This window comes from Glutamicibacter sp., assembly GCF_032154645.1.
In the GTDB taxonomy this organism is placed as follows: Bacteria; Actinomycetota; Actinomycetes; order Actinomycetales; family Micrococcaceae; genus Glutamicibacter.
On the sequence record NZ_JALDXV010000020.1, the window covers coordinates 1 to 25,321 of the forward strand.

At 60.4% G+C, this 25,321-nt stretch carries 21 protein-coding genes; 13 read left to right on the plus strand and 8 right to left on the minus strand.

The genetic code is table 11. The features are described 5' to 3' along the window. The first annotated feature begins 26 nt into the window (after positions 1–26). A complete protein-coding gene (locus RUH64_RS14075; protein ID WP_313814205.1) occupies positions 27–1,235 on the plus strand; it encodes an RNA polymerase sigma factor in 1,209 nt (402 codons plus the stop codon). A gap of 175 nt (positions 1,236–1,410) precedes the next feature. On the opposite strand, the gene RUH64_RS14080 is transcribed toward RUH64_RS14075, so the two are convergent. Then, positions 1,411–1,635: a hypothetical protein gene (locus tag RUH64_RS14080; protein WP_313814207.1), complete on the minus strand. Its 225-nt coding sequence runs from the start codon at positions 1,633–1,635 to the stop codon at positions 1,411–1,413. Positions 1,636–1,855: 220 nt separating this feature from the next. On the opposite strand from RUH64_RS14080, the gene RUH64_RS14085 reads away from it, so the two are divergent. Beyond that, positions 1,856–3,964, plus strand: coding sequence for a DNA topoisomerase IV subunit B (locus RUH64_RS14085; RefSeq protein WP_313814208.1), 2,109 nt, complete (start codon positions 1,856–1,858; stop codon positions 3,962–3,964). A 73-nt stretch (positions 3,965–4,037) separates the two neighbouring features. Here the strand turns inward: RUH64_RS14085 and RUH64_RS14090 are convergent, their stop codons facing one another. Together RUH64_RS14090 and RUH64_RS14095 are read right to left on the minus strand one after the other, a co-directional pair. Further along, positions 4,038–5,003 carry a M56 family metallopeptidase gene (locus RUH64_RS14090; protein ID WP_313814209.1) on the minus strand — a complete coding sequence of 322 codons (966 nt, stop codon included), beginning with the start codon at positions 5,001–5,003 and terminating at the stop codon, positions 4,038–4,040. 23 nt (positions 5,004–5,026) lie between these two features. Continuing rightward, positions 5,027–5,398, minus strand: coding sequence for a BlaI/MecI/CopY family transcriptional regulator (locus RUH64_RS14095; RefSeq protein ID WP_141366760.1), 372 nt, complete (start codon positions 5,396–5,398; stop codon positions 5,027–5,029). A 415-nt stretch (positions 5,399–5,813) separates the two neighbouring features. Between RUH64_RS14095 and RUH64_RS14100 the strand changes: the two genes are divergently transcribed. Genes RUH64_RS14100 through cydC form a run of 3 tightly spaced genes read left to right on the plus strand, consistent with a single transcriptional unit; the run spans position 5,814 to position 11,829 of the window. Continuing rightward, entirely contained in the window at positions 5,814–7,415 is a 1,602-nt protein-coding gene (locus tag RUH64_RS14100) for a cytochrome ubiquinol oxidase subunit I (protein WP_313814210.1), read from the plus strand. A gap of 27 nt (positions 7,416–7,442) precedes the next feature. Then, positions 7,443–8,465, plus strand: coding sequence for a cytochrome d ubiquinol oxidase subunit II (gene cydB, locus RUH64_RS14105; protein ID WP_313814212.1), 1,023 nt, complete (start codon positions 7,443–7,445; stop codon positions 8,463–8,465). A gap of 34 nt (positions 8,466–8,499) precedes the next feature. Then, complete coding sequence (gene cydC / locus RUH64_RS14110) at positions 8,500–11,829, plus strand: thiol reductant ABC exporter subunit CydC (protein ID WP_313814213.1); 3,330 nt, start codon at positions 8,500–8,502, stop codon at positions 11,827–11,829. Between the two features lie 19 nt (positions 11,830–11,848). Here cydC and RUH64_RS14115 read toward each other — a convergent pair whose 3' ends face one another. Further along, positions 11,849–14,461 (minus strand): DNA topoisomerase IV subunit A, encoded by a 2,613-nt coding sequence (locus RUH64_RS14115; RefSeq protein ID WP_313814214.1) that lies wholly within the window; start codon positions 14,459–14,461, stop codon positions 11,849–11,851. Between the two features lie 98 nt (positions 14,462–14,559). Between RUH64_RS14115 and RUH64_RS14120 the strand changes: the two genes are divergently transcribed. Genes RUH64_RS14120 through RUH64_RS14130 form a run of 3 tightly spaced genes read left to right on the plus strand, consistent with a single transcriptional unit; the run spans position 14,560 to position 19,046 of the window. Further along, positions 14,560–17,220 carry a GNAT family N-acetyltransferase gene (locus RUH64_RS14120; protein WP_313814215.1) on the plus strand — a complete coding sequence of 887 codons (2,661 nt, stop codon included), beginning with the start codon at positions 14,560–14,562 and terminating at the stop codon, positions 17,218–17,220. Positions 17,221–17,273: 53 nt separating this feature from the next. Beyond that, positions 17,274–17,861, plus strand: a complete 588-nt coding sequence (locus tag RUH64_RS14125) for a DUF5998 family protein (protein ID WP_313814217.1) — start codon at positions 17,274–17,276, stop codon at positions 17,859–17,861. Positions 17,862–17,873: 12 nt separating this feature from the next. Then, a complete protein-coding gene (locus RUH64_RS14130) occupies positions 17,874–19,046 on the plus strand; it encodes an alkaline phosphatase family protein (RefSeq protein ID WP_313814219.1) in 1,173 nt (390 codons plus the stop codon). A 71-nt stretch (positions 19,047–19,117) separates the two neighbouring features. Here the strand turns inward: RUH64_RS14130 and sepH are convergent, their stop codons facing one another. Then, positions 19,118–20,173: a septation protein SepH gene (gene sepH / locus RUH64_RS14135; RefSeq protein ID WP_313814220.1), complete on the minus strand. Its 1,056-nt coding sequence runs from the start codon at positions 20,171–20,173 to the stop codon at positions 19,118–19,120. 265 nt (positions 20,174–20,438) lie between these two features. Here sepH and RUH64_RS14140 point away from each other — a divergent pair, with 265 nt between their 5' ends. Then, positions 20,439–20,735, plus strand: a complete 297-nt coding sequence (locus tag RUH64_RS14140; protein WP_313814221.1) for a DUF4193 family protein — start codon at positions 20,439–20,441, stop codon at positions 20,733–20,735. Between the two features lie 61 nt (positions 20,736–20,796). Here RUH64_RS14140 and RUH64_RS14145 read toward each other — a convergent pair whose 3' ends face one another. Continuing rightward, positions 20,797–21,318 carry a DUF3093 domain-containing protein gene (locus RUH64_RS14145; RefSeq protein WP_313814222.1) on the minus strand — a complete coding sequence of 174 codons (522 nt, stop codon included), beginning with the start codon at positions 21,316–21,318 and terminating at the stop codon, positions 20,797–20,799. A gap of 139 nt (positions 21,319–21,457) precedes the next feature. On the opposite strand from RUH64_RS14145, the gene dut reads away from it, so the two are divergent. From dut to RUH64_RS14165, 4 genes are read left to right on the plus strand one after another with little or no spacing between them, the layout of a single operon-like run. Beyond that, the gene (gene dut, locus RUH64_RS14150; RefSeq protein WP_313814223.1) at positions 21,458–21,916 is read left to right on the plus strand and encodes a dUTP diphosphatase; all 459 of its coding nucleotides are present in this window, start codon (positions 21,458–21,460) and stop codon (positions 21,914–21,916) included. Positions 21,917–21,953: 37 nt separating this feature from the next. After that, a complete protein-coding gene (locus tag RUH64_RS14155; RefSeq protein WP_313814224.1) occupies positions 21,954–22,670 on the plus strand; it encodes a DUF3710 domain-containing protein in 717 nt (238 codons plus the stop codon). Positions 22,671–22,675: 5 nt separating this feature from the next. Beyond that, positions 22,676–23,050: a hypothetical protein gene (locus tag RUH64_RS14160; RefSeq protein WP_313814226.1), complete on the plus strand. Its 375-nt coding sequence runs from the start codon at positions 22,676–22,678 to the stop codon at positions 23,048–23,050. Between the two features lie 60 nt (positions 23,051–23,110). Then, complete coding sequence (locus tag RUH64_RS14165; protein WP_313814228.1) at positions 23,111–23,830, plus strand: DUF3159 domain-containing protein; 720 nt, start codon at positions 23,111–23,113, stop codon at positions 23,828–23,830. A 64-nt stretch (positions 23,831–23,894) separates the two neighbouring features. Here RUH64_RS14165 and RUH64_RS14170 read toward each other — a convergent pair whose 3' ends face one another. Further along, positions 23,895–24,560, minus strand: a complete 666-nt coding sequence (locus RUH64_RS14170) for a TrkA family potassium uptake protein (RefSeq protein ID WP_313814230.1) — start codon at positions 24,558–24,560, stop codon at positions 23,895–23,897. Positions 24,561–24,575: 15 nt separating this feature from the next. Next, positions 24,576–25,253 carry a TrkA family potassium uptake protein gene (locus RUH64_RS14175; protein ID WP_313814232.1) on the minus strand — a complete coding sequence of 226 codons (678 nt, stop codon included), beginning with the start codon at positions 25,251–25,253 and terminating at the stop codon, positions 24,576–24,578. Positions 25,254–25,321: the final 68 nt, after the last annotated feature.

Sequence of the window (25,321 nt, forward strand, 5' to 3'; positions counted from 1 at the left end):
GGAACGCATCGTTAGAAAGGTTATTCGTGTCATCTTCTGAGACGAACGCTAATCGCAAGGCAACTGAGGTCGAGGTTGACGAGGCCGAGGAAACGGCCACCAAGCCTGTAGCGAAGAAGCGCGCTACCAAGGCGCGAACCAAGAAAGCGGCAGGCGATTCCGCTGACCAGGGCGAGGAAATTAACGGTCCTGAAGATCTTGACGACGATGCTGAGCCAGGCACCGACGCCAAGAATGATGATAAGTCGGAGGATGAATCAAAGGGCTTCACCCTTTCGACCTCTGACGACGATGCCCCGCAGCAGCAGGTCATGGTCGCTGGTGCAACTGCCGACCCGGTGAAGGACTACCTCAAGCAGATCGGTAAGGTTGCACTGCTGAACGCCGAGCAGGAAGTCGATCTCGCGCTGCGTATCGAAGCTGGTCTTTTCGCACAGGACAAGCTCGACCATGATGATGGATCGATCGATCAGCGCTTGCGCTGGGACTATGAGCAAATCATCCATGACGGCAAGATTGCCAAGAATCACCTTCTGGAAGCCAACCTTCGCCTCGTTGTCTCGCTGGCAAAGCGCTACACGGGTCGTGGCATGCTCTTCTTGGATCTGATTCAGGAAGGCAACCTGGGTCTGATCCGCGCCGTGGAAAAGTTCGACTACACCAAGGGCTTTAAGTTCTCGACCTACGCCACCTGGTGGATCCGTCAGGCCATCACCCGCGCCATGGCAGACCAGGCACGAACCATTCGTATTCCGGTCCACATGGTCGAAGTCATCAATAAGCTGGCCCGTGTTCAGCGTCAAATGCTGCAGGACCTTGGCCGTGAACCAACCCCAGAAGAGTTGGCTAAGGAACTGGATATGACCCCTGAAAAGGTTGTTGAGGTTCAGAAGTACGGTCGAGAGCCAATTTCGTTGCACACGCCGCTGGGCGAAGACGGCGATTCTGAGTTTGGCGACCTGATTGAAGATTCCGAAGCTGTTGTGCCTGCCGACGCTGTGTCGTTCACATTGTTGCAGGAGCAGCTCCACTCGGTGCTGGATACGCTCTCCGAGCGTGAAGCTGGTGTCGTTGCAATGCGCTTCGGTTTGACCGATGGTCAGCCAAAGACCTTAGATGAAATCGGCAAGGTTTACGGTGTGACTCGTGAACGTATTCGCCAGATTGAGTCCAAGACGATGTCGAAGCTTCGCCATCCTTCTCGTTCCCAGGTTCTGCGCGATTACCTAGACTAAAGTCTGCATTATCACCGCGGTCCAACTGCCTTTTCAAGGTGTGTTGGACCGCAGTTTTTAACGTGCAGTTCACGCAGCTGGCCCGCTATCATGCCGTCAGCAGCGCAAAAACGCGCGGGCTGAATCATCATTTCGATGATTCAGCCCGCGCGCAATCTTTACCGGACTAAGGTGCTTAGTCCTTGATGTCGACCTTTGGCTTCTCGTAGAGTCGTGCGGACTCGTCCTGCCACAGCGAAGTTTGCGGGCGCAGCTTGGGCTCCACGTCTCGAGCGTGGTGTGCACAGAAAAGCAATTCGCCGCCGGTGGAAGCTAGCACGGCCCGTACATAGGCCTGTGCACCGCAACGGTCGCACCGGTCGAGGGCGTTGAGTTCACGACTAGGGGTTGTAGTAGTCATTGCCAGCCTCCTAATTTGATGGTTACTCTATACAACCAGTTTCGAGCCCAAATTTATCCCCGAATGCAGGTGCTTTCGCTCACCGCGTACGAAATGTGGATAAGGTCTCAGGTTCTCCAGCGGGACCGCAACCATCTCAATAGCCGTGAATTCGAACAAAGTAACGACTAGAATGGAATTCAAGTAGTACTTTTTCGCGTCAGTAGGAGATTGCAGCTCAGTGGCCTCATCCGATAATTACAGCGCACGACACCTTTCGGTTCTTGAAGGCCTGGAGGCAGTGCGCAAAAGACCCGGCATGTACATTGGGTCTACCGATTCCCGAGGACTCATGCACTGCCTGTGGGAAATTATTGACAACTCCGTCGATGAGGCACTGGGCGGATTCGGCCAGTCGATCAGCGTCATCCTGTACGCGGATGGCTCCGTTGAAGTTCAAGACGACGGACGCGGCATCCCAGTTGATGTTGAACCGCGCACCGGATTGAGCGGTCTTGAAGTCGTTTTCACCAAACTGCATGCAGGCGGCAAATTCGGTGGCGGTTCCTACAGTGCTTCCGGTGGCCTGCACGGCGTTGGCGCTTCGGTAGTCAATGCGCTGTCGTCGCGTCTGGACGTTGAAGTTGATCGCGGCGGCAAGACTTATTCGATGCAGTTCCGTCGCGGCGAGCCAGGCACCTTCGCGGACAAGGGGCGGAAGAAAGCCGACGCAACCTTCACCGCCCACAAGGAAGCTACTGCGCCGGAAGTCATCGGCAAGGCGAAACGCGGAGTGACAGGTACGCGAATCCGCTATTGGTCGGATGATTTCATCTTCACGCCGGATGCACGCTTCTCCTATTCAGATCTTCAAGATCGTGCACGGCAGACTTCATTCCTGGTCCCAGGGTTGCGCATCACCCTGCGTGACGAGCGGGGACTACCTGACACTCCCGGTGCCGACGGACCCCATGAAGAGGTCTTCCAACATGATGGCGGCATCAGCGAATTCGTAGATTTTTTGAGCTCCGATTCTCCGGTCACCGACATTTGGCGAATTCACGGCAGCGGGTCTTTCCACGAAAAGGTTCCTGTCATTGATTCCAACGGACGAAGCCATATTGAAGATGTCCAACGCGTTTGCGAGGTCGACATCGCTGTGCGTTGGGGGATTGGTTACGACACCACCCTTCGCAGCTTCGTCAACATCATTGCCACGCCCAAGGGCGGCACTCATACCAACGGATTCGAACAGGCTTTATTGAAGTCATTCCGGAAGAATGTTGAGGCCAACGCACGGAAGCTTAAATTCGGCCAGAAGGACAAGCTGGAGAAGGATGATGTCCTTGCCGGCATGACAGCGGTGTTGACCGTTCGCCTTGCTGAGCCGCAATTCGAGGGACAGACAAAGGAAATTCTGGGTACCCCTCAGGTGCGTCAGGTTGTCTCCAAGGTGCTTGAAAAAGCATTGAACGAACGCCTGGCTTCTACGAAGCGTTCGGAAAAAGCAGAAGCTGCCACCTTGTTGGAAAAGGTCGTCAACGAGATGAAGTCTCGTGTTTCGGCTCGTATGCACAAGGAAACCCAGCGTCGCAAGACTGCTTTGGAATCTTCGTCGCTTCCGGTCAAGCTATTGGATTGCCGAAGCAAGGAAGTTGGCCGTTCGGAGCTTTTCATCGTTGAGGGCGACAGCGCCTTGGGCACTGCCCGTTTGGCACGTTCCAGCGAATTTCAGGCGCTGCTGCCGATCCGAGGCAAGATCCTCAATGTACAGAAAGCCTCGATCTCCGACATGCTTTCCAACACGGAGTGCGCTGCAATGATCCAGGTCATTGGGGCAGGCTCAGGTCGAAGCTTTGATATCGATCAAGCGCGCTATGGCAAGATCATCCTGATGACTGACGCTGATGTAGACGGCGCTCATATTCGAACCCTTTTGCTGACACTCTTCTACCGTTATATGCGTCCGATGATCGAACACGGACGTGTCTACGCTGCAGTTCCGCCACTGCACCGCATCGAAATCATTAACCCGGGTGCCAAACAGAATGAAGTGGTCTACACCTATTCGGAAGCGGAAATGACGAGGCTGCTGAGCAAACTTGAAACAGAGGGTCGGCGCTACAAGGAGCCGATTCAGCGGTACAAGGGTCTGGGCGAGATGGATGCCGATCAGTTGGCAGAAACCACCATGGACCCGCGGCATCGCATGTTGCGCCGCGTCAACATTGAACATGCCCAAGCGGCCGAAGAAGTCTTTGACCTATTGATGGGTTCCGACGTGGCACCACGAAAGAGCTTTATTATCGCGGGTGCCGAAGATTTGGAACGCGAGCGAATCGACGCATAGCCGTAGTACCACGATGGCTGGTGTCCAGAATCCTAGGATTCCGGACACCAACCATTTTTGTGCGATTGCGTGATCACCAAACGAGCAGCCGTGGGGCGATCAATAAGACAGTCGGGCATGTCAGCAGGAGGATCGTGCAGGCAAGAATGAATCCTCGCTGCGCCCTGCTTAAGGGAGGTTCGGGCGTCAGCAGGCGTTTAAGCCGGAGGGACGACACTTCTCCGCCGGGAATTCCTACCTTGGCGGCATTGGAAGTGTTTGTCTGCTGTACGCCTGCAGGGTCGCTGGCCGCCGCCGCGGCAACGGTGACAATGGCGGTCAGCAGGGTGTTTCTGTTGACCTGTTCAAGCGCCTTGTCGTCGGCAAGCATTTCGATGAGCTGCCGGACTGCTTCAAGTGCAAGTTTTGAGGTCGGTAACCAGGGGAGAGCTTCATGCCAGGCAGTAAATGCCAGTATCAATAAATCGTGGCGTTGATCAAGATGTGAGCTTTCGTGGGCAATGACCGCGGCTTGTTCTTCGGGGGAGAGCTGGGTCAGCAGTCCCCTGCTGAGCACCGTCACAGATTGCGCGATACCCGGGACGCAATAGGCAACCGGCAAGTCGTGGTCCAGAACTAGCGTGTTGGGGCGAGTCTCTGAGGGATTGCTCAAGAGCTTCAATAGTTGGCGGTGTTTGGCCCGCTGCCGTGTAGTCCGCCATGCAGCTCGCGCAAGTGTGAGCACGAGGTGAAGTCCGAAGAGAAACGCGGTGCACAGTGCAAATAGGTGAAGGATCCCCGGATATTCTGCATCTTCTTGTCCGCGAATAAGATTCCAACCGGCAATCAATGCCGAAATCAGGTCATCGCCTAGAGGCGACAGACCCCAGACGAGCATCGAGCCAATCATCGAAAGGCCACCGGCAAGCGCGATGGCTTGCCAAAGGAGCACCGCTTGGACTGGCGCACGCGAGGTCCATTTTGCTTTAGATAACGCCAACGGCGTTGGCCATGCAAGTGCAATAGCCAACGCCGCTAGGAAATATGAGGTGAGAAGCACTCAATCCCTGAAATTCGTGTAAATTAGGCCGACTTAACAGTGTCTAAGATAGCACGGAGGGAAGCTGCCTCATCTGCAGAGATTCCACCGATAAAGCGGGCTAGGACTGCTTCTCGGTCTTGGGCTGTGCCCAAGGCCTCATTTAGGAGTCCAACAGTGTGATCCTCGCGGGACGAGGACGCAGTGTAACGATGAGGGCGGGTGGTTCGCTCGCGAATCACAAGCCCCTTCTTCTCCAGTCGCGCCAATACGGTCAAAACCGTAGTGACTGCGAGTTCCTTCGCATCGGTGCCAAGTGCCGCAAGATCATCACGAAGATCATTTGCGGTGAGTGGCTCTGCGGAGTCCCACAGCAGGTCCATGACGGAGCGTTCCAGATCGCCAAGGCTGGCCACTAGGTTGTACCTCACTTGCTTTAGTTGCTGTTACAGCAGGTTTTTGGTCGTAATGACCAGAAATCTACTGCTTGGAAATATCATTGTAGCTATTTTCTTCCGATATTTCTACATGTCGTAAAAGTGTGCGGTGAGTACATTCTTTGGATTTTCTCTCCGCCCGAGGCGTTGCCAAGGCTGGCAAGGGCTACCGGTTGCGGCTTCGAATGCACTATAGACGTGAGGGGCATCACATGACTACACTCAGCGCGGCACGTTGATTGGGTGTGTGTGGTGGGAACTTTTTCGACGTGAAAAGCATCTCTGCGTCTCAATTTCTACAGACTGTCGAAATTGCTCTATGGTGAGACTGTGAGTTCGTTTCTACGATGCGTAGAAACGGATAGCTTTGCTACCGAAGACAATTGAGGAATCAATGGATGCATTAGAAATTGCGCGCTGGCAATTCGGCATTACCACCGTGTATCACTTCCTAATGGTGCCCCTGACCATTGGCCTGGGGCTGACCGTCGCCGTCCTGCAGACACTCTGGTATAAAACCGGAAACGAACACTGGCTGCGAATGACGAAGTTCTGGGGCAAGCTGTTCTTGATCAACTTCATCATGGGCGTCGCCACCGGTATCGTTCAGGAATTCCAGTTTGGGATGGCTTGGAGCGAATACAGCCGCTATGTAGGGGACGTCTTCGGTGCACCGCTGGCCATGGAGGCTCTGCTGGCGTTCTTCGTCGAATCGACCTTTCTCGGGCTGTGGATCTTCGGCTGGAAAAAGCTACCAAAGTTCCTGCACCTGCTGACAATTTGGGCTGCATCGCTGGCGACCATGCTTTCTGCCTACTTCATCCTGGTTGCCAACTCCTGGATGCAGCACCCTGTGGGTACGCAGATTGTCGACGGCCGCGCAGTCATGACCGACGCCTGGGCGGTCTTCACCAATATCACCGCGCTGATCACCTTCCCTCACACACTCTTTGGGGCCTTCGCAGTAGCGGGTGGATTCCTCCTGGGAATCTCGTGGTTCCACCTGTACCGGCGCCGTCGCGACGGCATCGACACCGTGGATGCCAATGGCCGAGTCGTCGTCGGCGAGGACCTTTCCAAGGGAAGGCGACGCGACAAGGTCGACTACCAGGTATGGATCAAGTCGCTGCGCATCGGTGCCGTAGTAGCCATGGTTTCCTTCATGGGCGTAGCCCTGACTGGTCACGAACAGGCCAAGCTGATGTTCGAACAGCAGCCAATGAAAATGGCTTCGGCAGAGGCCGCCTGCCACGACGGCACCGGCTTCTCGGTGCTGACCCTGGGCGATGTGACCACCAAGGGAGCCACCAGCTGCGACGACGTCGTAGCGGTGTTCGAAGTTCCCGGCCTGCTTTCATTCCTGGCCAACGGCGACTTCACTACCGAGGTCAAGGGCGTGAACACTTTGATCCCGGAGTACCAGGAGAAATACGGCAAATACTACCCGGACGACGAAAGCATGGGACAGTATGCCGGACAGGAAATCGATTACCTTCCGGTGATGGAAGTGACCTACTGGGGTTTCCGACTGATGATCACCTTTGGAGGCTTGGCGGCCCTCGCCGCAGCAGTCACCCTGTGGATCACCCGCAAGGGAACCGTCCCCGACAATAAATGGCTCTCTCGTATTGCCCTGCTCAGTATCGCCGCCCCATTCGGAGCCAATGCCACCGGCTGGATCTTCACCGAAATGGGACGCCAGCCCTTCACCGTGGCGCCTAACCCGGAAATGGGCGGAATCGACCAGGTATTCATGTATACGGCGGCCTCGGTGTCCCCGACGGTCACCGCGGGGGAGCTGCTCTTCTCGCTGATCACGCTCACCTCCGTCTACGCGGTGCTGCTCGTGGTGGAACTGGTGCTGCTCACCAGGTACATCCGTGGCGGCGTCGGATCGGCCATGCCCGAACTTGAACACGAATCTAAGCCCGGCGCCGATGACTCGGTAACGCACGATGACAGCGACGACGGCGATGTGCTCGCCTTCGCCTACTAGGCCACGGCAAGACTAAGGAGTATTGACATGGAGTGGTTGCCAGCCCTTTGGTTCGTGCTGATCGCTGTGCTCTGGTGCGGCTATCTCTTTCTTGAAGGATTCGACCTCGGTGTGGGAATGATGATCGGCATCGGTCGATCCAGTGAACAACGCAAGCGCGTCCTGCTCAACACAATCGGTCCGGTATGGGACGGGAACGAGGTGTGGCTGCTCACCGCCGGCGGCGCTACCTTCGCAGCCTTCCCCTACTGGTATGCGTCGCTGTTCTCGGCGCTGTACATCCCCTTGACCATCGTGCTGGTCGCCTTGATCTTCCGCGCTGTTTCCATTGAATACCGCGGTAAGGCAAAGACCAGCCGGAGCATCAAACTCTGGGATGCTGCCCTCGGCTATGGCTCGCTGGTTGCAGCGTTCGGTGTGGGTGCCATGCTGGCGTTGACCACGCTGGGGCTGCCGTTGAACGCCAACGGAGACCGCGTGGGCGGACCCTTCGCCTGGCTCACCTGGTATGCGGTGCTCGGCGGCGTAGCAGTCGTAGCCTTCTGCTGGATCCACGCCCTGGCGTTCATCCGGCTCAAGACCGACGGTCCCATCCGCGTTCGTGCCGGCAGGCTGTTCACCCGCTGGCTGATCCCGGCGGTCATCCCGCTGGTGCTCTGGGTACTTGTGGTGGTGCTGCGCAATGATTCCGCGGCGGCCTGGGCCCTGCTGGCAGTAGCGGCGGTGGGGCTGATCGCCAGCCTCCTGCTCGGCATGGCCGGTAAGGAAGGCTCGTCGTTCATCGCCCTGGGCATCATGCTGCTTGCCGGTGTTGCCGCGATTTTCACCGCCGCCTTCCCGGTGGTGCTGCCCTCGAGCATCGACTCGGCCTTCGACCTGACCATCTACAACGCTTCGAGTACCCCATACACACTGAAGCTGATGAGCATCGTCGCAGCATTCGGCGTGCCGCTGGTGCTTGCCTACCAGGCATGGAGCTACTGGGTCTTCCGCAAGCGCATCCGCGAAGAACACATCCCGGCGGCTCACACCGTGACACCGGTCGTCTAGATCCTGCGCCGCTTAAAGGAAGAGAGCCCACCTCATGCGCACCCCACGATTCTTGCCCAAGGACCTGATCGCACCACGCCAGCTAGCGGTACTTTCGGCCTTCTGCCTGCTCAAAGCCCTCGGGCTGGTCATGATCGCATTGGGCCTTGGCCAATGGATCGCCGCCATGGCCAATGGCGCCGAACCCGGCACGACGTTGCTGTTGGTAGCCAGTGCTGGTGCGGTGGCAAGAGTCCTGGGCGTCTGGGGATTGAATACCGCCTCGTTGCGCATGGGATCCGGGGCCAAGGAGAAAATGCGTGCCCAACTGGTCCGCACAGTTGCGCAACGCCCGGGTATCCTGCCCGCCGAGCAAGCCGAGAACTCGATCCCCGTCACAGCAACCCTTGCGAGCCACGGCATTGAGAAGCTGGATGACTATTTCACCAAGTTCATTCCGGCGCTGCTCGGCGCGGTGATCGTCCCGCTGCTGCTGGGCGTCTTCATCTTCAGCCTCGACTGGGTCAGCGCCGTGGTGCTAGTGCTGACCATTCCGCTGGTCCCGCTGTTCATGGCATTGATCGGCCTGCACACCCAGGACACGCTGCGCGCTTCGCAGTCGAGCCTGGATGCGCTGGCCCACCAGCTCTATGAACTCGCGCAGGGGCTGCCGGCACTGCTTGGCCTGGGACGGGCGCGCCGGCACGGCAATGCCATCGGCGCCGTCGGCGAAAAATATCGGACGGCCACCATGGCCAACCTGAAGACGGTCTTCCTTTCAAGCTTCTGGCTTGAATTGATCTCCACGCTCTCGGTCGCAGTGCTGGCGGTGATGATCGGCGTGCGCCTGGTGGGCGGAAACATGGAACTGGCGGCCGGGCTGAGCATCCTGATCCTAGCCCCCGAGCTCTTCGGCGCCCTGCGCGAAGTCGGTTCCGCCTACCACGCGGCCGATGATGGGCTGGCAGCCTACCAGCGCTACGAAAAGATCATCGCACCGGTGCCGGCGGCGCCGCTGCGCAGCACCACCGCGCGCAAGGAGCAGAACCTGCTGGAAATCCGGGATCTAAGCCTGCACTACCAGCAGGGTGCAGCAATCTACGACGGGTTCAACCTGAGCCTTGCCCCGGGGGAGCACCGGGTGCTTGACGGGGCCAGCGGCAGCGGAAAATCAACGCTGCTGAGACTGATCGCAGACACCTGCACGAGCGACAACGGCTTCGATCCCCAGAAGGTCAGCGGACAGATCTTTGTCGCCGGAACTGTGGCGATGATCAGCCAGCACCCGCAGTTCAACGCTGCCACCGGCAGCGCCCAGCTGGCCGAAGACATCCCCGACGCCGATCCCCAGCTGGTGGCACGACTCGCCGCGGCGCTGGAGCTCGATGCCATGCTCGAACAAGAAATCGGCGAGTATTCGCCGGGAGAGCTGCGCAGGCTCGAGGTGCTGCGGGCCATCGTGCGCCTGCACACCGATGAACGGTGCACACTTTTGCTGGCCGACGAACCAACCGCGCACCTCGATGAGGCCAACGCCCACAAGGTGAGGCTGCTGATCGAGCAGCTCCCCGAGCGTTGCGCGGCGCTGATCGCCAGCCACGACCCGTCCATGAAGGTGGCGGCGCAGGAGAACGCGGCCGCCTCGGTTGACGGACAGCGCTTTGAGCCGATGCGCCAGCCTGCCGCCGTAGAGCCTTCCGCGGGGGTGCCAACAGCAGCGCCGCGCGGCACAGCGGCAACATCACACTTCAGTCCGTGGCGTGAACTGCTCACCGGTTACCGCCCAGCCAAGCTGGCCATCCTCTACGGGTCCTTGAGCGTCATGTGCGCCGTGGGTCTCGCCGCACTCAGCGGGTGGCTGATCGTCCAGGCAAGCTACCAGCCTGCAATCCTCACGCTGACGGTTGCCTTCGTGATGGTGCGGACCCTGGGCATCGGACGTGCAGCACTGCGCTACCTGGAACAGCTGGCGATCCATGACGCGGTCCTGGGCTATGCGGCAGCACTGCGCGAGAAGATCTGGAACTCAATGGTGGCCAACCCCGTCGGCTGGGGCCTGATCAGCCGATCCTCGGTGGTGCTGCGCTTCCTGCTGGCCGAGGTGGACGAACTGCGCGACCTCATGGCGAGGGTCGTATTCCCGCCGATTCAAGCGGTGGTGGTGTGGGTCTGCTCCGTTCTGGTGCTGTGGATCATCCAGCCCGAGTTCGGCATCATCGCCGCGGTATCGGCGCTGCTGCTGGCGTTCCCCGGGCGCTGGGTGATCGCCAGGGTCGAAGGGCTGCACCAGGTGCAGGCACTGCGCCATCGGCTGCGGATGAACCAGCAGGTCCTGGGCATCCTGCGCAATAAAAGCTCACTGCGCGCCTTCGACAGCCTGGATGCCCGGCTCGATGCGCTGGCGCAGGAGGAGGCGCAGAATACCGAATCCGCCCGCCGCCACGCGCTGGGCCGGGCCTTGGCGCCGAGCTTCGGGGCGCTGGCCACCACCGCAGCGGCCATCGTGATGGTCACCGCCTCACAGGTATCGGCATCGATGACGGCGCTCGCCGTGCTGTTGATGCTTGCCCTGGCCGACTGCACTGTCGGTGCACTGAATGCTGTGATGCTGTCCAGCGCTCTGAAGGAACTGACGAACTCGCTCTCCGCCCGTTCCCTGGCTCCGATAGGGCACGATGAAACATCACAGTCACCGGTTGATGATGAACCGCAGACGGTCTATGGTTTTGAACTCGTGGGGCTCGGCTTGGGCTACGGGAATGGCCCAGCGGTGGTGCAGGGGCTCGACGCCCGCATCGAACCAGCGGCCTGGACCGCGGTGACAGGGCCGTCGGGTTCGGGCAAATCAACGGTGCTCACGGCACTGCTCGGCGCACTTGAGGTGCGCGAAGGCAAGCTGTACCCGCTGGATGCCAAGGGAGAACGGATGCAGGGGGCTATCAACCCCGACAGTGTTGCCTGGTGCCCGCAGGAGGCGCACCTGTTCGATTCCACGCTCAAGCGCAACCTGCTGCTTGGCGCGGGGCCCGAACAGCAGGTCACCGAACAGCAGCTGCAGGAAGTACTTGAACGGGTGGGACTGGGGCAGTGGTACGCGCTGCAGCCGCAGGGACTGGCAACGCGCATCGGCTCGGGCGGGCACAGCCTTTCGGGCGGCCAGCGGTGCAAGCTGGCGGTGGCCCGCGCCCTGATCGGCGGGCACCAGGTGATCCTGCTTGATGAACCCACCGCGCACCTGGGCCAAGACGAAGCGTTGGAGCTGCTGAGCTCCCTGCGCCGGGCCCTGACAGGCCGCACCGTGGTATTGATTACCCACGATGCGCGCCTTGCCCACAGCTGCGAGCACCAGCTCATCCTCGCAGCGAAGACCCTGCAGCGAGCCTGATCCAGCCGCGGCGTACCGCCTAGAGCAGGACCCCGCCATCGTCGAACGGCAGCGTATCGTCACCCGGGTGCACAGCAGGCTTGTCGTTTGCCACCGCGGGCAACGCGGCCCGCTCCTGCACCGGAGCTGCCGGTGCAGGAGCCGCTGCCGGGGTGGCGCCTAAGGTGCCGCCGATAATATTGATGCTTTGCGCCAGCGGAGCGCCGGAGCCGTCGCGCTTTCCGAACTCGGTGGGCAGCGCCCGCACAACACCGGCGGAAGAGCTGGCGCGTGCGGGGCCAGCGCCCGCGTAGCCGAGGCTCAGGTAGTCCTCGCCCTTCACAAAGCGGTGGGCGCGCACGCCGGCGGTGGCGCGGCCCTTGGCCGGGAACTCGGCAAAGGCCGTCAGCTTCACCGACTGACCTGAGGTGCCAGGCAGGGTTGCCGAGCCCGCGGCGATCGTCGCCACCACCGCGTCGGGGGTTCCCGCGGCGATCACACCGAAGTAGATGACCTGGTCGTCTGCGGCGAGCTTGATGCCTGCCATGCCGCGTCCGGTGCGCCCCTGGGCGCGGACCGCAGAAGCGCTGAAATGCAGCAGCTGGGCATTGCGCGTGAGGAACACCAGCTCGTCCTCGTCATTGGCCACCGCGGCGGCCAGCACGCGGTCGTCGTCCTTGAGCGTAATCGCCTCGAACTCTTCCCGGTTCAGCGGGTAGTCCGGGGTGACCCTCTTGACCACGCCCTGCAGCGTGCCCAGCGCCAGGACCTGATTCAGCGGCACCAACGCCACCAGCGACTCTCCCTTGGGCAGCTTGAGGAAGTCGTTCACCGCCACTCCCTGGGCCAGCTGCGGGAATCCGTGCGACTCGGGGAGCACCGGAACATCGATCATCGACACGCGCAAGATCCGCCCTGTGGAGGTCAGTGCGCCGATCTCGCCGCGGGCAGAGGTAGCCACCTGCGAGATGAGCACGTCGTGCTTGATGCGTGCGGCCGAATAGTCCAGCGGTTCACGCCCGTGGGTCCTGGCGATCTGCCCCGTCGCCGAAAGCAGCACCCAGCATGGCGTGTCTGAAACTTCCATGGCCAGGGTCGCCTTCTTGCCGGTGCCGATGGCCTCTGGCAACGCGGTGCCGCGCAGCGGCTGGAGTTCGGCGTTTTTGGCAAGCTTGGTGCGGCGGTCGGTGCCGAAGGTTTCAGCCATCTCACCGAGCTCGCTGGAAACCAGTTCGCGCAGCAGCTGGTCGGAATTCAGGATCGCCCGCAGCTCCTCGATTTCCTTGCGCAGCTGCTCTGCCTCGGTCTCCAACTCAAGGCGCGAGTATTTGGTCAGCTGGCGCAGGCGCAGTTCAAGGATGTGGTTCGCCTGAGCCTCGGACAGGTCGAAGACGCTCATCAGCCGCTCGCGGGCCTCGGCGGTCTGCTCGGAGGAGCGGATGATGGCGATGACATCGTCGATGTCTACGATCGCGATCAGCAGGCCCTCGACCAGGTGCAAGCGGTCCTCGCGCTTGGTCAACCTGTAGGAGGTGCGGCGGCGCACCACGTTCAGGCGGTGGTCCACATACACCGTCAGCAATTCGCGCAGCCCCAGGGTCTGCGGCTGGCCGTTGACCAGGGCGACGTTGTTGATGCCGAAGGAGTCTTCCATCGGGGTGTACTTGTACAGGCTTGCAAGCACGGCGTTCGGGTTGAAGCCGTTCTTCAGTTCGATCACGAGCTTGAGCCCGTTGTGGCGGTCTGTCAGGTCGACCACATCGGAGATGCCGGAGATCTTCTTGTTGTTGACCCCGTCCTTGATCTTCTCGATGACCTTTTCAGGGCCGACGGTGTAGGGCAGCTCGGTGACTACCAGCGCCGACTTGCGGGCGGAAATCTTCTCCAGGGCCACGGTGGCGCGGGTGCGGAACAGTCCGCGGCCGGTGCGGTAGGCGTCCTTGATCCCGTCGAGTCCGACAATGGTGCCGCCCGATGGCAGGTCCGGGCCCGGAATGAACTTCATCAGTTCGTCGACGCTGGTATCAGGCTCCACCAGCAGATGCTGGGCGGCGGCGATGACCTCGCCCAGATTGTGCGGTGCCATATTCGTCGCCATGCCCACGGCAATGCCCGTGGTGCCGTTGACCAAGAGGTTGGGGAAGGCGGCTGGAAGCACCTCCGGCTGCATGAACTGGTTGTCGTAGTTCGGGATGAAGTTCACCACGTCTTCATCGAGGTTCGCGGTCATCGCCACCGCGGAGGCGGCCAAGCGCGCCTCGGTATACCTCGCGGCCGCCGGCCCGTCATCCAGTGAGCCAAAGTTGCCGTGTCCGTCGATCAGCGGCAGACGCAGCGAGAAGTCCTGCGACAGGCGGACCATGGCATCGTAAATTGCCGTGTCACCATGGGGGTGCAGCTTGCCCATGACTTCGCCGACCACACGGGCCGACTTAACGTGGCCCTTTTCCGGGCGAAGCCCCATCTGGGCCATCTGGAACAGGATGCGGCGTTGCACGGGCTTGAGTCCGTCGCGGGCGTCGGGCAGTGCTCGGGAGTAGATCACCGAATAGGCGTACTCCAGGAATGAAGATTCCATTTCACTCGTGACGTCAATATCGACGATATTTTCCACGAAATCCGCTGGAAGATCTTCAGACTTCTTTCGAGCCATGACGCTGTTTTTCCTTCATCTGCTTCAGTGTGCCTAGAGGGCGCGGTGGTGCGTGTTGCCACTGGGCACAGCACCAAACTCGCGACTATCCTAAGCCTATGGTGGATCGTAAACTTTCTGCGGCATATCCGTCGCATTGGGAAGCAGACGTTGTTCTGCGAGATGGAACTACTGCTCATCTTCGCCCGATTTCTCCGGCTGATGCCCAAGCGCTGCAGGAAATGCACAGAAAACAATCCGAAACCTCGGTATACCTACGCTATTTTACGTACAAGTCATCCTTGACCCCTAAAGAGCTTGAGCGCTTCACCCACGTCGACTACGCCAACCGCGTTGCCTTTACCGTATTGCGTGGCAACAGTATCATCGGCGTCGGACGGTATGACCGGCTTGAAGATCCCGCCGAAGCCGAAGTGGCATTCAACGTGTCCGACGACTACCAGGGCACGGGCATCGGATCCATCCTCCTGGAACATCTAGCCGCCGCGGCGCGTGAGAACGACATCACCCGATTCACCGCCGAAGTCCTGCCCGAAAATCGCAAGATGCTCACCGTCTTCTCCGATGCCGGCTACAACGTGGCACGCCACTTTGAAGATGGCGTGGTCATGCTCGAATTTTCGATCAACCCCACCGACAGATCCCGTGAGGTCACCGAGGCCCGCGAGCACCGTGCGGAGGCCAGCAGCGTGGCAGGGGTGCTGGCCCCGAAGTCGATCGCCGTGATCGGAGCCAGCAGGCACTGGGGCAAATTGGGCAACAGCGTGCTGCACCGACTGGTCGAGGGCGGCTACACGGGCCGCGTCTATGCGGTCAACAGCTCAGCCATTGAAGTTGGCGGTCTGATGGCCTACGGAAAGGTCAGCGAGATTCCCGACCCGGTTGATCTGGCGGTGATCTGCGTACCCCGCGACCAGGTGAGTGCGGTCATTGAAGACTGCGGAGCCCACGGGGTCAAGGGTTTGGTAATCATGAGCGCCGGCTACGAGAGCGTCGAGGGGCTGAGCCGGCAGCGCGAACTCGTTTCGCTGGCCCGCGCCAACGGCATGAGAGTCATCGGACCGGCCTCTCTGGGGTTGATCAACACCGACCCGGCGATCAACCTGCATATTTCAGGAGCCGACGTGGCACCCGTCGCAGGCAACGTGGGCTTGTTCAGCCAGTCGGCCTCCATGGGCATGATCCTTCAAGGCGTCGGCGTGCAACACGGCGTGGGCATCAGCAGTTCGATCTCTTCGGGGCTGCGCGCTGATCTGTCGGGCAACGACGCAATGCAGTATTTCGAAGACGACCCCCGCACCGGCCTGGTGGCCATGCACCTGGAATCCTTTGGCAACCCGCGCAAGTTTGCAAGAATCGCCCGCCGACTGGCCCGCAGCAAACCGGTGATCGTTGCCAAGTCGGACCTCTTGGGCCGCAGGCTCCCGCCGGGGCATGCGGCCGGCATCGGCCAGGCGCCCAGCGGCGCGCTGAACGCCATGCTGCGTCAATCCGGGGTGATCAGGGTGCGCTCCGTCGAAGAACTCATGGACGTCGCCGGACTGCTCTCAACCTACGAGGCTCCACGTGGACCGCGCATTGGGGTGCTGTCCAATTCGCTGACCTTGGCCGAGGTGGTGTGCGATGTCGCCCAGGAACGCCACCTGCAGCCACGCGCCGAACGAGAAGAATTGGACTACACCGACGGCCAGCCGCGGCTCATTGAACAGCTTCGCGGCCGAATTTCTCGACTGGTCAATGACCCGGAGCTTGACAGCGTGATCCTTGCCCAACTGCCGCACCCGGGAATTGCGACCCGAGCGGTGCTTGAGGTCCTTGGAGAATTTTCCACCCAGGACAAGCCGGTCATTGCCGTGCTGCCGGGGCTGGTGGACCACAGCATCACCGGGGGAGTGCACTACGGGGTACCCGTGTACACCTCGCCCACCGCGGCAATCGGTGCGCTGGCCAAGGCCCATGGCTACCGTCAATGGTTGAACATTCCCTTTGAACCATTGGTCGAGCCCGAAGGCCTGGATGTCGAAGGAGCGGCGGAGTATCTGCACGAGCTTGCGGCAAGGGTGACCGGCACCGAACTGCTCGAACTGGACGAGGCGCAAAGCCTGAAGCTGCTTGGGTTCTACGGTCTTTCGTTCTTCGGCTCCAAAGTGGTGGCCACCGCCGACGAGGCAGTTCAGGCGGCCGGCGAGCTGGGTTGGCCCGTCGTCCTTAAAGCCAACGACCCTGACCTGCGCCAGCGTTTGGACCTGGGAGGAGTACGGCTGGACATCCCGGACGAACAGAGCCTGCGCGCGAACTTCGCCCACATGAGCGCCCTCATGGCAGGCTATGGCGTGTTGTCGTTGGAGGTGCAGAGCATGGCCGCCGCGGGGCAGGCCTGCGTGGTGCGGGGGATAGAGGATCCGCTGCTCGGTCCCATGGTGTCATTCGGATTGAGCGGAGACGCAGTGAACCTGCTTGACGACTGGGCCCACGGGGTGCCGCCGTTTTCCGCCACCGACCTGAGGCTACTGATTCACAGGCCGCGCAGCAGCGCGCGGCTCTTCGGTTATCAGGGGCTGCCGGCGGTGGACATAGAGCTGCTCAGCGACTTCATCACCAGGGTGTCGCTGCTCAAAGACAACCACCCGGAGGTGACCGTCGCGAATTTTGCCCCGGTGTCGGTGTCGGCGAGTTCGCTCAGCGTTTTGGGCGTCAGCCTGAAAATCGGCAACGCTCAACAGCGCACCGACAGCATCCGCCGCGCCATGCGCAGCTAGGGCGCACGACACAGAAGAAGCGGCGTCAACGCCCAACTGGTTAGAATTGAGTCATGAGCTCTGCAACATATTCGACGACTGCCGGCGCCGATCTTCAAAATGATCTGGTTCGCGCAGGCTTTTATCCGCAAATGATTCAGGATGTGCTGGCTGAAGCCATGTTGGATCAGCCGGTAGTTGACCACCTTTTGCATCTGGAGACTCACTTTGACCACACCGAGGTGCACCGCCATATCACGGTGATGGTGCGCAGCGACAAGGTGCTGTTCATCGTGCACGTGGACGACCAGCAGCTCGACGACCACGGCCATGACGTGATGGCGCAGGTATCGGTGGAAATGATCGGCCTCTCGCGCATTGAATCGGTGGCCACCAGCTTCGTCTACCACCAGCCGCAGCATTACTCGGTGACCGATCCGGTACGCGAGCTGACCTTCGGCCTGTCCTGGGACGGCACCAAACGCATCGACCTGGCGCCCGCCAGCTGCGGAGACCCTGAGTGCGACGCGGATCATGGTCTAAACGGCACCTCGCAGCCCGAGGATCTGGTCCTTCGGGTCAGTGCCGAAGCCGATGGCCAGGTGGCGGTAGACAAGGCCCGAGAATTTGCGGTGCGCCTGCGCCTGGCAACGATCTGCTAGGAACCCCACCACGTGACTTCCACCCATCTTCCCGTGCCAGAGCAGAAAATCCCGGCAGCGCCGGCCTATGGCGTTTCAACGCTGGCAGAAGTTCTCCCTTCGGCCGCCCACGCCCTGGGCGTGCCAGGGTATGCGAATGCCTTGGGCTTGGAGCCCACCAAACGCGTGGCGCTGATCATGATCGACGGGCTCGGCTGGAACCAGCTCAAGGCGCACCTTGGCCACGCACCATTTTTGCGATCGCATTTCGAGCGGGCACAGAAGGTCGGCACCGCGTTCCCCTCAACCACCGCCACGTCGCTGAGCAGCCTCGCCACCGGGGTGGCCCCGGGTGTTCACGGCATGGTTGGCTACGATGTGATCGATCCGGTCAAGCGGCGAGTGGTCAATCAGCTGGGCGGTTGGCCCGGTGATCTGGACCCGTTGACATGGCAGCAGCACCCCACGGTTTTTGAGAAGACCGCGGAGCAGGGCATCCATGTAGGCACCGTGTCCATCTCGCAGTTTGCGAATTCCTCGTTGACCAAGGCAGCGCTGCGCGGGCCCAAGTTCGTTGCCGCTCAGCAGGCAACCGCCCGCTCGCGTGCGGCTGCAGAGATCTTTGCCAAGCACCGCAATGCGTTGGTCTACATCTACTTCAATGAACTGGACAAGGCGGGCCACAAGTACGGCGTGGACTCGCCCCAGTGGCGGGACACGCTCGAAGAGCTCGACTATGTGGTCAAGAGCCTGGTCGCCAAATTGCCCGAGCAGACCACCGTGCTGATCACGGGCGATCACGGCATGGTGGATATTCCTGCTTCGCAGCGCTATGACTACAGCACCCAACCGGAGCTCGTCGACGGGGTGGAGCTGACCAGCGGCGAACCCCGCGGGGTGCAGCTGACATTTGCCGCCGATGCCAGTGTTCAGCAGCGTCAGGCGGTGCGCGATGCCTGGCAGGGCGCCTTTGGTTCCAAGGCGTGGATCCTGAGCCGCGACGAAGCCATAGAACTCGGCTACTTCGGCGAGATCTCAGAAAAACATGCTGCACGGTTGGGCGATCTGTTGATCCTGGCCGCCGAGTCCATTGCGCTGTACGACGGACGCCGGGTGAAGCCGATGGCCTTTGACATGGTCGGGCAGCACGGGTCGCTGACCGCAGCCGAGCGCTTTGTTCCGCTGATCAAATACCGCACGCCGTAAATCAACGAAACTGGCCCCGCCGAAAATTTTCGGCGGGGCCAGTTTCGTTGTCTGCTGTGTGCAATGACTGCTTAGGAGTCGGTGTCCTTCTTGCGCTTGCCGAACATGATGTCGTCCCAGCTGGGAACCGATGAACGTTTGGCCTTGCGGGCACCATTGTCATCCTGTTGCTCGTTCTCACCCTTGGAACCCTCGGGCTGTCCCTCTTCGGCGTCAGTCACGACTACCAGCTGCGAGGTGCGCGGGGAGATGCCCTGGGAAAGGTGCGGAATCGAATCATCTTCTTCGGCGTCGTACTTGCTCATGCCGCGCTCAATGATTTCGTTGTAGCGTGCCTCGCGATCGGGATCCTGATCCTTATTGCGTTGTCCGCGGCGCGCGTTGAGCAGGGAGATGAGTTCTTCGGTTTCATCCGGCTCCGGGGCCACCGGTGCGGCCGGCTCATTGTCGACCTGCGACAGGGCAGAGACCGGGCGGAAGTATTCCGGGGCGACCTGTTCACTGAGGGTCTGGGCCCAGCGGTTCAAGTTCTTCAGGCTTCGGCGCGATGGGGTGAAAGCCCAGCGGGCAATGTTTTCGCTCTGGGTGGTCTCGTTCTCCAGCGTTTCGACGTTCTCTGCCGGAAGTGGGGAATCAAATTCGACGGTCACGATCCACTGGCCTTCTGGATCCTTCCAAGAATTCCAGCGGGCGGTGGTGCTGTCGATGTTCAACTGGTACAAGCGGTGATCAACCATGGCACCCAGATCGGCAGGCTCTTCGCCGAAGACATCGCGGTATTCGGCATCGGTCTGCGGGCCTGAGACTTCAACCCGGCGTGCGAGCTCTGCGATGTGTTCACGTTCTGCCAGCACCGGGCCCTCGTACTTGACGATGGCTTCAATTGGCATGTCCCATTCAAGGGACAGCTCGTAGGCCGAGGCGCCGGCGCGGACCCGGGCCTGAATCTCACGTGGCGAATGCACGGAGGATTCTTCGCGGTTGCGCGGAGCCCTAGCCCGAGCGATTTCGGACATGGCGCTACGCAGTGCATCGTCAACGGGCAGCTCAAAGCTCATCCCGTCATCGCTGCTGACCTGCAAACTGGAACCATTTTCATGAATTCCTACCAGTCTCAGCTGACGCATTACTACCCTCCACACAGTTCACTTACTGTGTAAAACTCTGCCACTTGTGAGCGTAATTTCCTACCACCGGCCGGGGCGTGGCGCAAGATTCGTCACCAAGTTCAGGATTCACAGCAATGTTGCACTTTTACCGGCGGCAGATCAGCAGGCTGCGGGAAGGTTCTGCCCGGTTTGATGGTTATACTTCTAGCCGGAAAGTTTTCCAGTTCAGGAAGGACTTTCCATCCACGTTTTCTTGAGGAAAGAGCAAACACAGACTATGGCTATGGATTCTGCTGCCGCACACTCAACTCTGGACGAATCGCAGCGCGCCCGCGAGATTGCCGAGCTGAAGCAGGGGAAAACTGCGGCGATGGCAAACCTTGTCGACGAGGGGGAGCGCGCATTAGCGGAGGAGTATGTTCTTCCCGGCGGTGAAGCTCCCGCCGAAGAAGCCAACATCGACATCGTTCCGGAGCAGGCCGATGAATTCACCTGTGCCGCCTGCTTCATGGTGCGCCACCGATCGCAACTGGCGCGTGAAGATGGCGGACAGAAGTTCTGTTCGGAGTGCGAAGGATAATCTTTGCGCTGACAACACCGGTTAAAACAATGAAGCCGAGCCCCTGGGCTCGGCTTCATTGTTAATTATTCTCTTCGTCCTCCAAGGCGGATTCCTGCTTCCCTTCCTCGGTGAACTCATACATGACCCCTCCCAGGGCCGCGGTGAATTCCTCCGGGCGACGCGTGGAAACCAGCCAGTAGGGGGTGGAATCGCGTTCATCGATTACTTCGAGCCGAACCACCGCATCGAGGTAGCCGCGCAGCAGCATATAAGCCAAACCGTGCAGCTTCTGTCCACGCTGTTTGAATGCTTCGTCTCCGCGGTAGCCGATGACTTGGCCGATGTACTTGCGTTCAATGCTGGCCCGGCCCACGGTGACCATGTCATTGGTGACCTCGATGCTTGGAACGCGCAGAATCATGATGGTGGCCAAGGCGATCATCAAGACGAAGCCAACCGTCCAACCCAGTGCAACGTTTACCGGGGCGAAGGCAACGCCGCCGGTAGCAGAAATGAGAACTGGCCACATCCATGAACCGAACGATGGCCAGATCTTCTCATGGAAAAGTACGTTGGAAGCCTCTGGGCTGGTGTTACTCATGGTTACAGTCTATGCAATCTTTTACGGCGCGTAGAATCATCGGGGCTTGTCTGGTTGGCCGCGGGGCCGCGATAGAGTTGTGTCCAGCAATTGCTGGATCCAGCAACCTTTAAAATTCCCTGAGGACTAACTAACAACGATGACTGAGCCTACGATCAAGATTTCGATCAAGATGCTTGACCCAGAACTTCCGGTGCCGAGCTACGCACATCCTTCAGATGCGGGTGCTGACCTGCATGCGCGGACTTCGCTGGTACTTGAGCCGGGACAGCGCGCACTGGTTGCCACGGGGATCGCACTTGCCCTTCCACACGGTTATGTAGGTTTGGTGCATCCACGCAGCGGACTGGCAACCAAGCACGGCATCACCGTGGTCAACGCGCCGGGTACGGTGGATGCTGGCTACCGTGGAGAGATCATGGTCACCTTGCTGAACACCGACAAGGACCAGCCCTTCGAAATCAACCGCGGAGACCGCATTGCCCAGCTGGTGATCCAAAAAGTTGAGCAGGCTGTCTTCATCTCGGTCGATTCCCTCGACGACTCGGCCCGCGGAGCCGGCGGTTTCGGATCGACCGGCGGATTCGGCGCGAACTAAGTACTCTTAGAAGTACGACGATCTTTTAAAGGACACCATGATTTTCAAGCGTAAGAAGGCAGTTGAGGAGCCAGCCGTCGAGCCGGCAGACCTCGACGAAGCAGCCGTACAAGATGCCGAACAGACCGGGAAGCCAAAGCTCAACGGCCCATTCGACTACAAGGATGTCGAAGACACCGATGATTACCTGGACTTCGGTTCCATACTGGTCAAGCCGATCGCAGGGCTGAAGGTCCGTATGGATGTCGAGCAGTCCAACCAGCGCGTCGTGGCGGTTTCCCTTGAGGTCGCCGAATCACGCGTTCAGCTCATGGCATTCTCCGCCTCGAAGTCGGAATCTCTGTGGCCGGGCATCAGCGACAAGATCAGGGAAGACATCAAGGGTCAAAACGGCGAAATCTACCAGCGAGATGGAGACTACGGGCAGGAACTGCTGGCCCAGGTTCCGCAGCAGCTGCCAGATGGCCGGGCAGGCCACGTTGCGCTGCGCTTCGTCGGCATCGACGGCCCTCGCTGGTTCCTGCGGGCAGTGGTGGGCGGTGCAGCCATCAGCGATGAGGAAGCCGCAAAGACCATTGACAGTTTGATCCGCTCGGTCATTGTGAACCGCGGCGACAAGCCTCTGCCGCCTCAGGAGCTGCTGCCGCTGAGCGTTCCAACGAACGCCCAGGCTCGCCCGGCCGAAGAAGAAGAGCCGGAGAATACCGCGCCACAGCGTCCAGAACGCGGCCCGGAAATCACCCAGATCGGCTAATTTCGATGCCCCAGAAATATCAGCCAGTCACGCCGAAGATCGGCGACGCCGATTCCAAGCGCGCTCACCGGCATCTGGACTCCCTGGCTGAACTGCCTGACAAGGGGCGGATCGAGCATGTCGGCTATATCCAGTCGGTCAGCTACTCCGCCCCCGGGGCGCCGCCGATGCTCAGCGCCGACGTCGTGGACAAATCAAGCTCCATGCGGGTTGTCCGGGGCACGGTTCCTCATATACGGCTGCGGTTCATGGGGCAAAAATCGGTACCGGGCATCCGTCCCGGGGTAAAAATCAAATATTCGGGCATGGTGGCGCCGGTGGATCAGATCCCCACGATCTATAACCCGCGCTACGTCATCGTCCCGGTGCCTCGAAGCTGAGCCGCACCACCGGCCCAAGCCCAGCTCCCACAGCCCAGCGGGGCAGAAGTGAGAAAACTTGTGAACGAAGAACCAACGCCCGCGGCAACTCCCGAGCCGGAACACCGGCCGAGCTTTGTCGAAGCAATCAGCGCGAACTCCAAGGTGGCGCAGAATGCCGACGGCGGCATCGACGTGCTCTCAACCGTCGGTGGCGTGCGCGGAATCCTTGAAACCGTCGTACCCGGATTCGTCTTCGTAATCGTGTACGCCGTGACCTCACAGCTGTCGTGGGCGCTGATTTCATCCATCGCGCTGGGCGTGGTGTTCATGGTGTGGCGGCTTGCCACCAAGTCCACGCTGCTGCAGTCCCTGTCCGGTCTGATCGGAATCCTGATCTGTGCACTGGTGGCAAGGACCTCCGGCAATGCCCGGGACTACTATGTGCCGGGCTTCTTCATCAGCGCCGGCTACCTGCTGGCACTGATGGTCTCCATCTTCGTGAAGTGGCCGCTGATCGGGCTGCTCTTCGGGTTCATCCGCAATGAGTCGTTGTCATGGCGGCAGCAACCGGACCGCCTGCGCCGCTACAGCATCGCCACCTGGCTGCTGTGCGCGGTGTTCCTGCTGCGTTTGCTGGTGCAGCTGCCCATGTACTTCTCCGACCAGGTGGTTTCCCTGGGCGTGGCGCGGGCCCTGATGGGCGTCCCGCTGTATGCGCTGGCCCTGTGGTTTGCCTGGTTGATTTCGCGCCCCGTGCAGGGTGTTGAAGCGGCGGCGGAAGAAGATCCCGCAGCCTGAGAAAAGTAGGACCTACCAAATCGGCCCGCACCTTGTGATGGTGCGGGCCGTCGTCGTCAGACAGTCAGCGGGTTGCGCCCTGCAGGGTGCGGCGCAGCAGCTGTTCGGCGCCTGGGGTGGTGATGAAGAAGATCTCATCGCCGCCCTCGATCACGTCGTCGTCGCTGGGCGGGAATGGCGTCTTGTCGCGCACCACCGCCATGAGCGTGCATTCATTGGGCCAGGGGATGCGTCCGATGGTTCGGCCGATCAGCCCCGAATCGTGGGGGACGGTGAACTCGACCATGTAGACCTCGCCGGACTTCAAGGTCAGCAGGCGCACCAGGTCGCCGACCTCCACGGCTTCCTCCACCAGTGCAGTCATCAGGCGCGGGGTGCTCACGGCAACGTCCACGCCCCAGGCGTCGTCGAACATCCACTCGTTCTTCGGGTTGTTTACTCGACCCACGGTGCGGCGCACCCCGAATTCGCTCTTGGCCAGCAGGGACACAACGAGGTTGACCTTGTCATCACCGGTAGCCGAAACGACCACGTCGTAGTCTTCCAGCGCGATGCGCTGCAGGACCGCTAGTTCGCAGGCGTCGCCGATCAGCCACTTGACCCCCTGAAGATCCTCACGCGAGGCCATCTCCGCCTTCGTGTCAACCAGAAGTACCTCGTGGGAGTTGGCCACCAGTTCCCGGGCGATCGATGATCCAACGGACCCTGCGCCGGCAATCATTACCTTCATGTGTTTGCCTCTTTATCAGTCGTTCGGAGTTGGCTTGGGCGGGTTGGCGAGGATCTTCTCAACATCTTGGCCCTGGTCGAGCCGCATCATGACGTGGACCAAATCTCCGCCCTGAAGCCGGGTGCGGTTCTGTGGAATGACACCCTCGCCGAAACGGGTCAGGTAGGCAACGCGCACCCCGGCGGCGGACTCGACTTCCCGTACCAGCCGTCCGTACCATTCACGGTGCAGCGCCACCTCGGTGAGCACCAGGCGTCCGGATGGTTCGCGGAAGTCTCCGCGCATCGAATAGTCAGGCAGGATCCTGCGCAGCACCTGATCGGTGCTCCAACGCACCGCAGCGACGGTGGGGATGCCAAGGCGCTGATAAATTTCTGCGCGCCCCGGATCGTAGATACGGGCGACAACATTTGGCACGTTGTAGGTTTCGCGGGCTACGCGGGTGGCAAGGATGTTCGAATTGTCGCCGCTGGACACGGCGGCGAAGGCGTAGGCTTCATCGATTTTCGCCTCCACCAGGGTGTCCTTGTCGAAGCCGAGGCCGGTGACCTTGGATCCGGAAAACTCGTCGCTCAGGCGGCGGAACGCCTCCGGATCCTGGTCGATGATCGCCACCGAATGGCCAGCAGAATCAAGCGTGTGGGCCAGGGCCACGCCGACGCGTCCACAACCCATGATCACAAAGTGCGCCACCAATTACTCCTCGGGTGCAAGCTCTAGGTACAGATCTATCCGGCACCGTTGCGTGGTGCCTGAAAGCA

What these genes read in the sequence shown, in the direction of transcription:
- RUH64_RS14140 (WP_313814221.1), top strand. Translation starts at nt 20,439, where the DNA reads ATGGATTCTGCTGCCGCACACTCAACTCTGGACGAATCGCAGCGCGCC.
- RUH64_RS14145 (WP_313814222.1), bottom strand. Translation starts at nt 21,318, where the DNA reads ATGAGTAACACCAGCCCAGAGGCTTCCAACGTACTTTTCCATGAGAAG.
- cydB (WP_313814212.1), top strand. Translation starts at nt 7,443, where the DNA reads ATGGAGTGGTTGCCAGCCCTTTGGTTCGTGCTGATCGCTGTGCTCTGG.
- sepH (WP_313814220.1), bottom strand. Translation starts at nt 20,173, where the DNA reads ATGCGTCAGCTGAGACTGGTAGGAATTCATGAAAATGGTTCCAGTTTG.
- RUH64_RS14155 (WP_313814224.1), top strand. Translation starts at nt 21,954, where the DNA reads ATGATTTTCAAGCGTAAGAAGGCAGTTGAGGAGCCAGCCGTCGAGCCG.
- RUH64_RS14120 (WP_313814215.1), top strand. Translation starts at nt 14,560, where the DNA reads ATGGTGGATCGTAAACTTTCTGCGGCATATCCGTCGCATTGGGAAGCA.
- RUH64_RS14170 (WP_313814230.1), bottom strand. Translation starts at nt 24,560, where the DNA reads ATGAAGGTAATGATTGCCGGCGCAGGGTCCGTTGGATCATCGATCGCC.
- cydC (WP_313814213.1), top strand. Translation starts at nt 8,500, where the DNA reads ATGCGCACCCCACGATTCTTGCCCAAGGACCTGATCGCACCACGCCAG.
- RUH64_RS14125 (WP_313814217.1), top strand. Translation starts at nt 17,274, where the DNA reads ATGAGCTCTGCAACATATTCGACGACTGCCGGCGCCGATCTTCAAAAT.
- RUH64_RS14080 (WP_313814207.1), bottom strand. Translation starts at nt 1,635, where the DNA reads ATGACTACTACAACCCCTAGTCGTGAACTCAACGCCCTCGACCGGTGC.
- RUH64_RS14115 (WP_313814214.1), bottom strand. Translation starts at nt 14,461, where the DNA reads ATGGCTCGAAAGAAGTCTGAAGATCTTCCAGCGGATTTCGTGGAAAAT.
- dut (WP_313814223.1), top strand. Translation starts at nt 21,458, where the DNA reads ATGACTGAGCCTACGATCAAGATTTCGATCAAGATGCTTGACCCAGAA.
- RUH64_RS14100 (WP_313814210.1), top strand. Translation starts at nt 5,814, where the DNA reads ATGGATGCATTAGAAATTGCGCGCTGGCAATTCGGCATTACCACCGTG.
- RUH64_RS14160 (WP_313814226.1), top strand. Translation starts at nt 22,676, where the DNA reads ATGCCCCAGAAATATCAGCCAGTCACGCCGAAGATCGGCGACGCCGAT.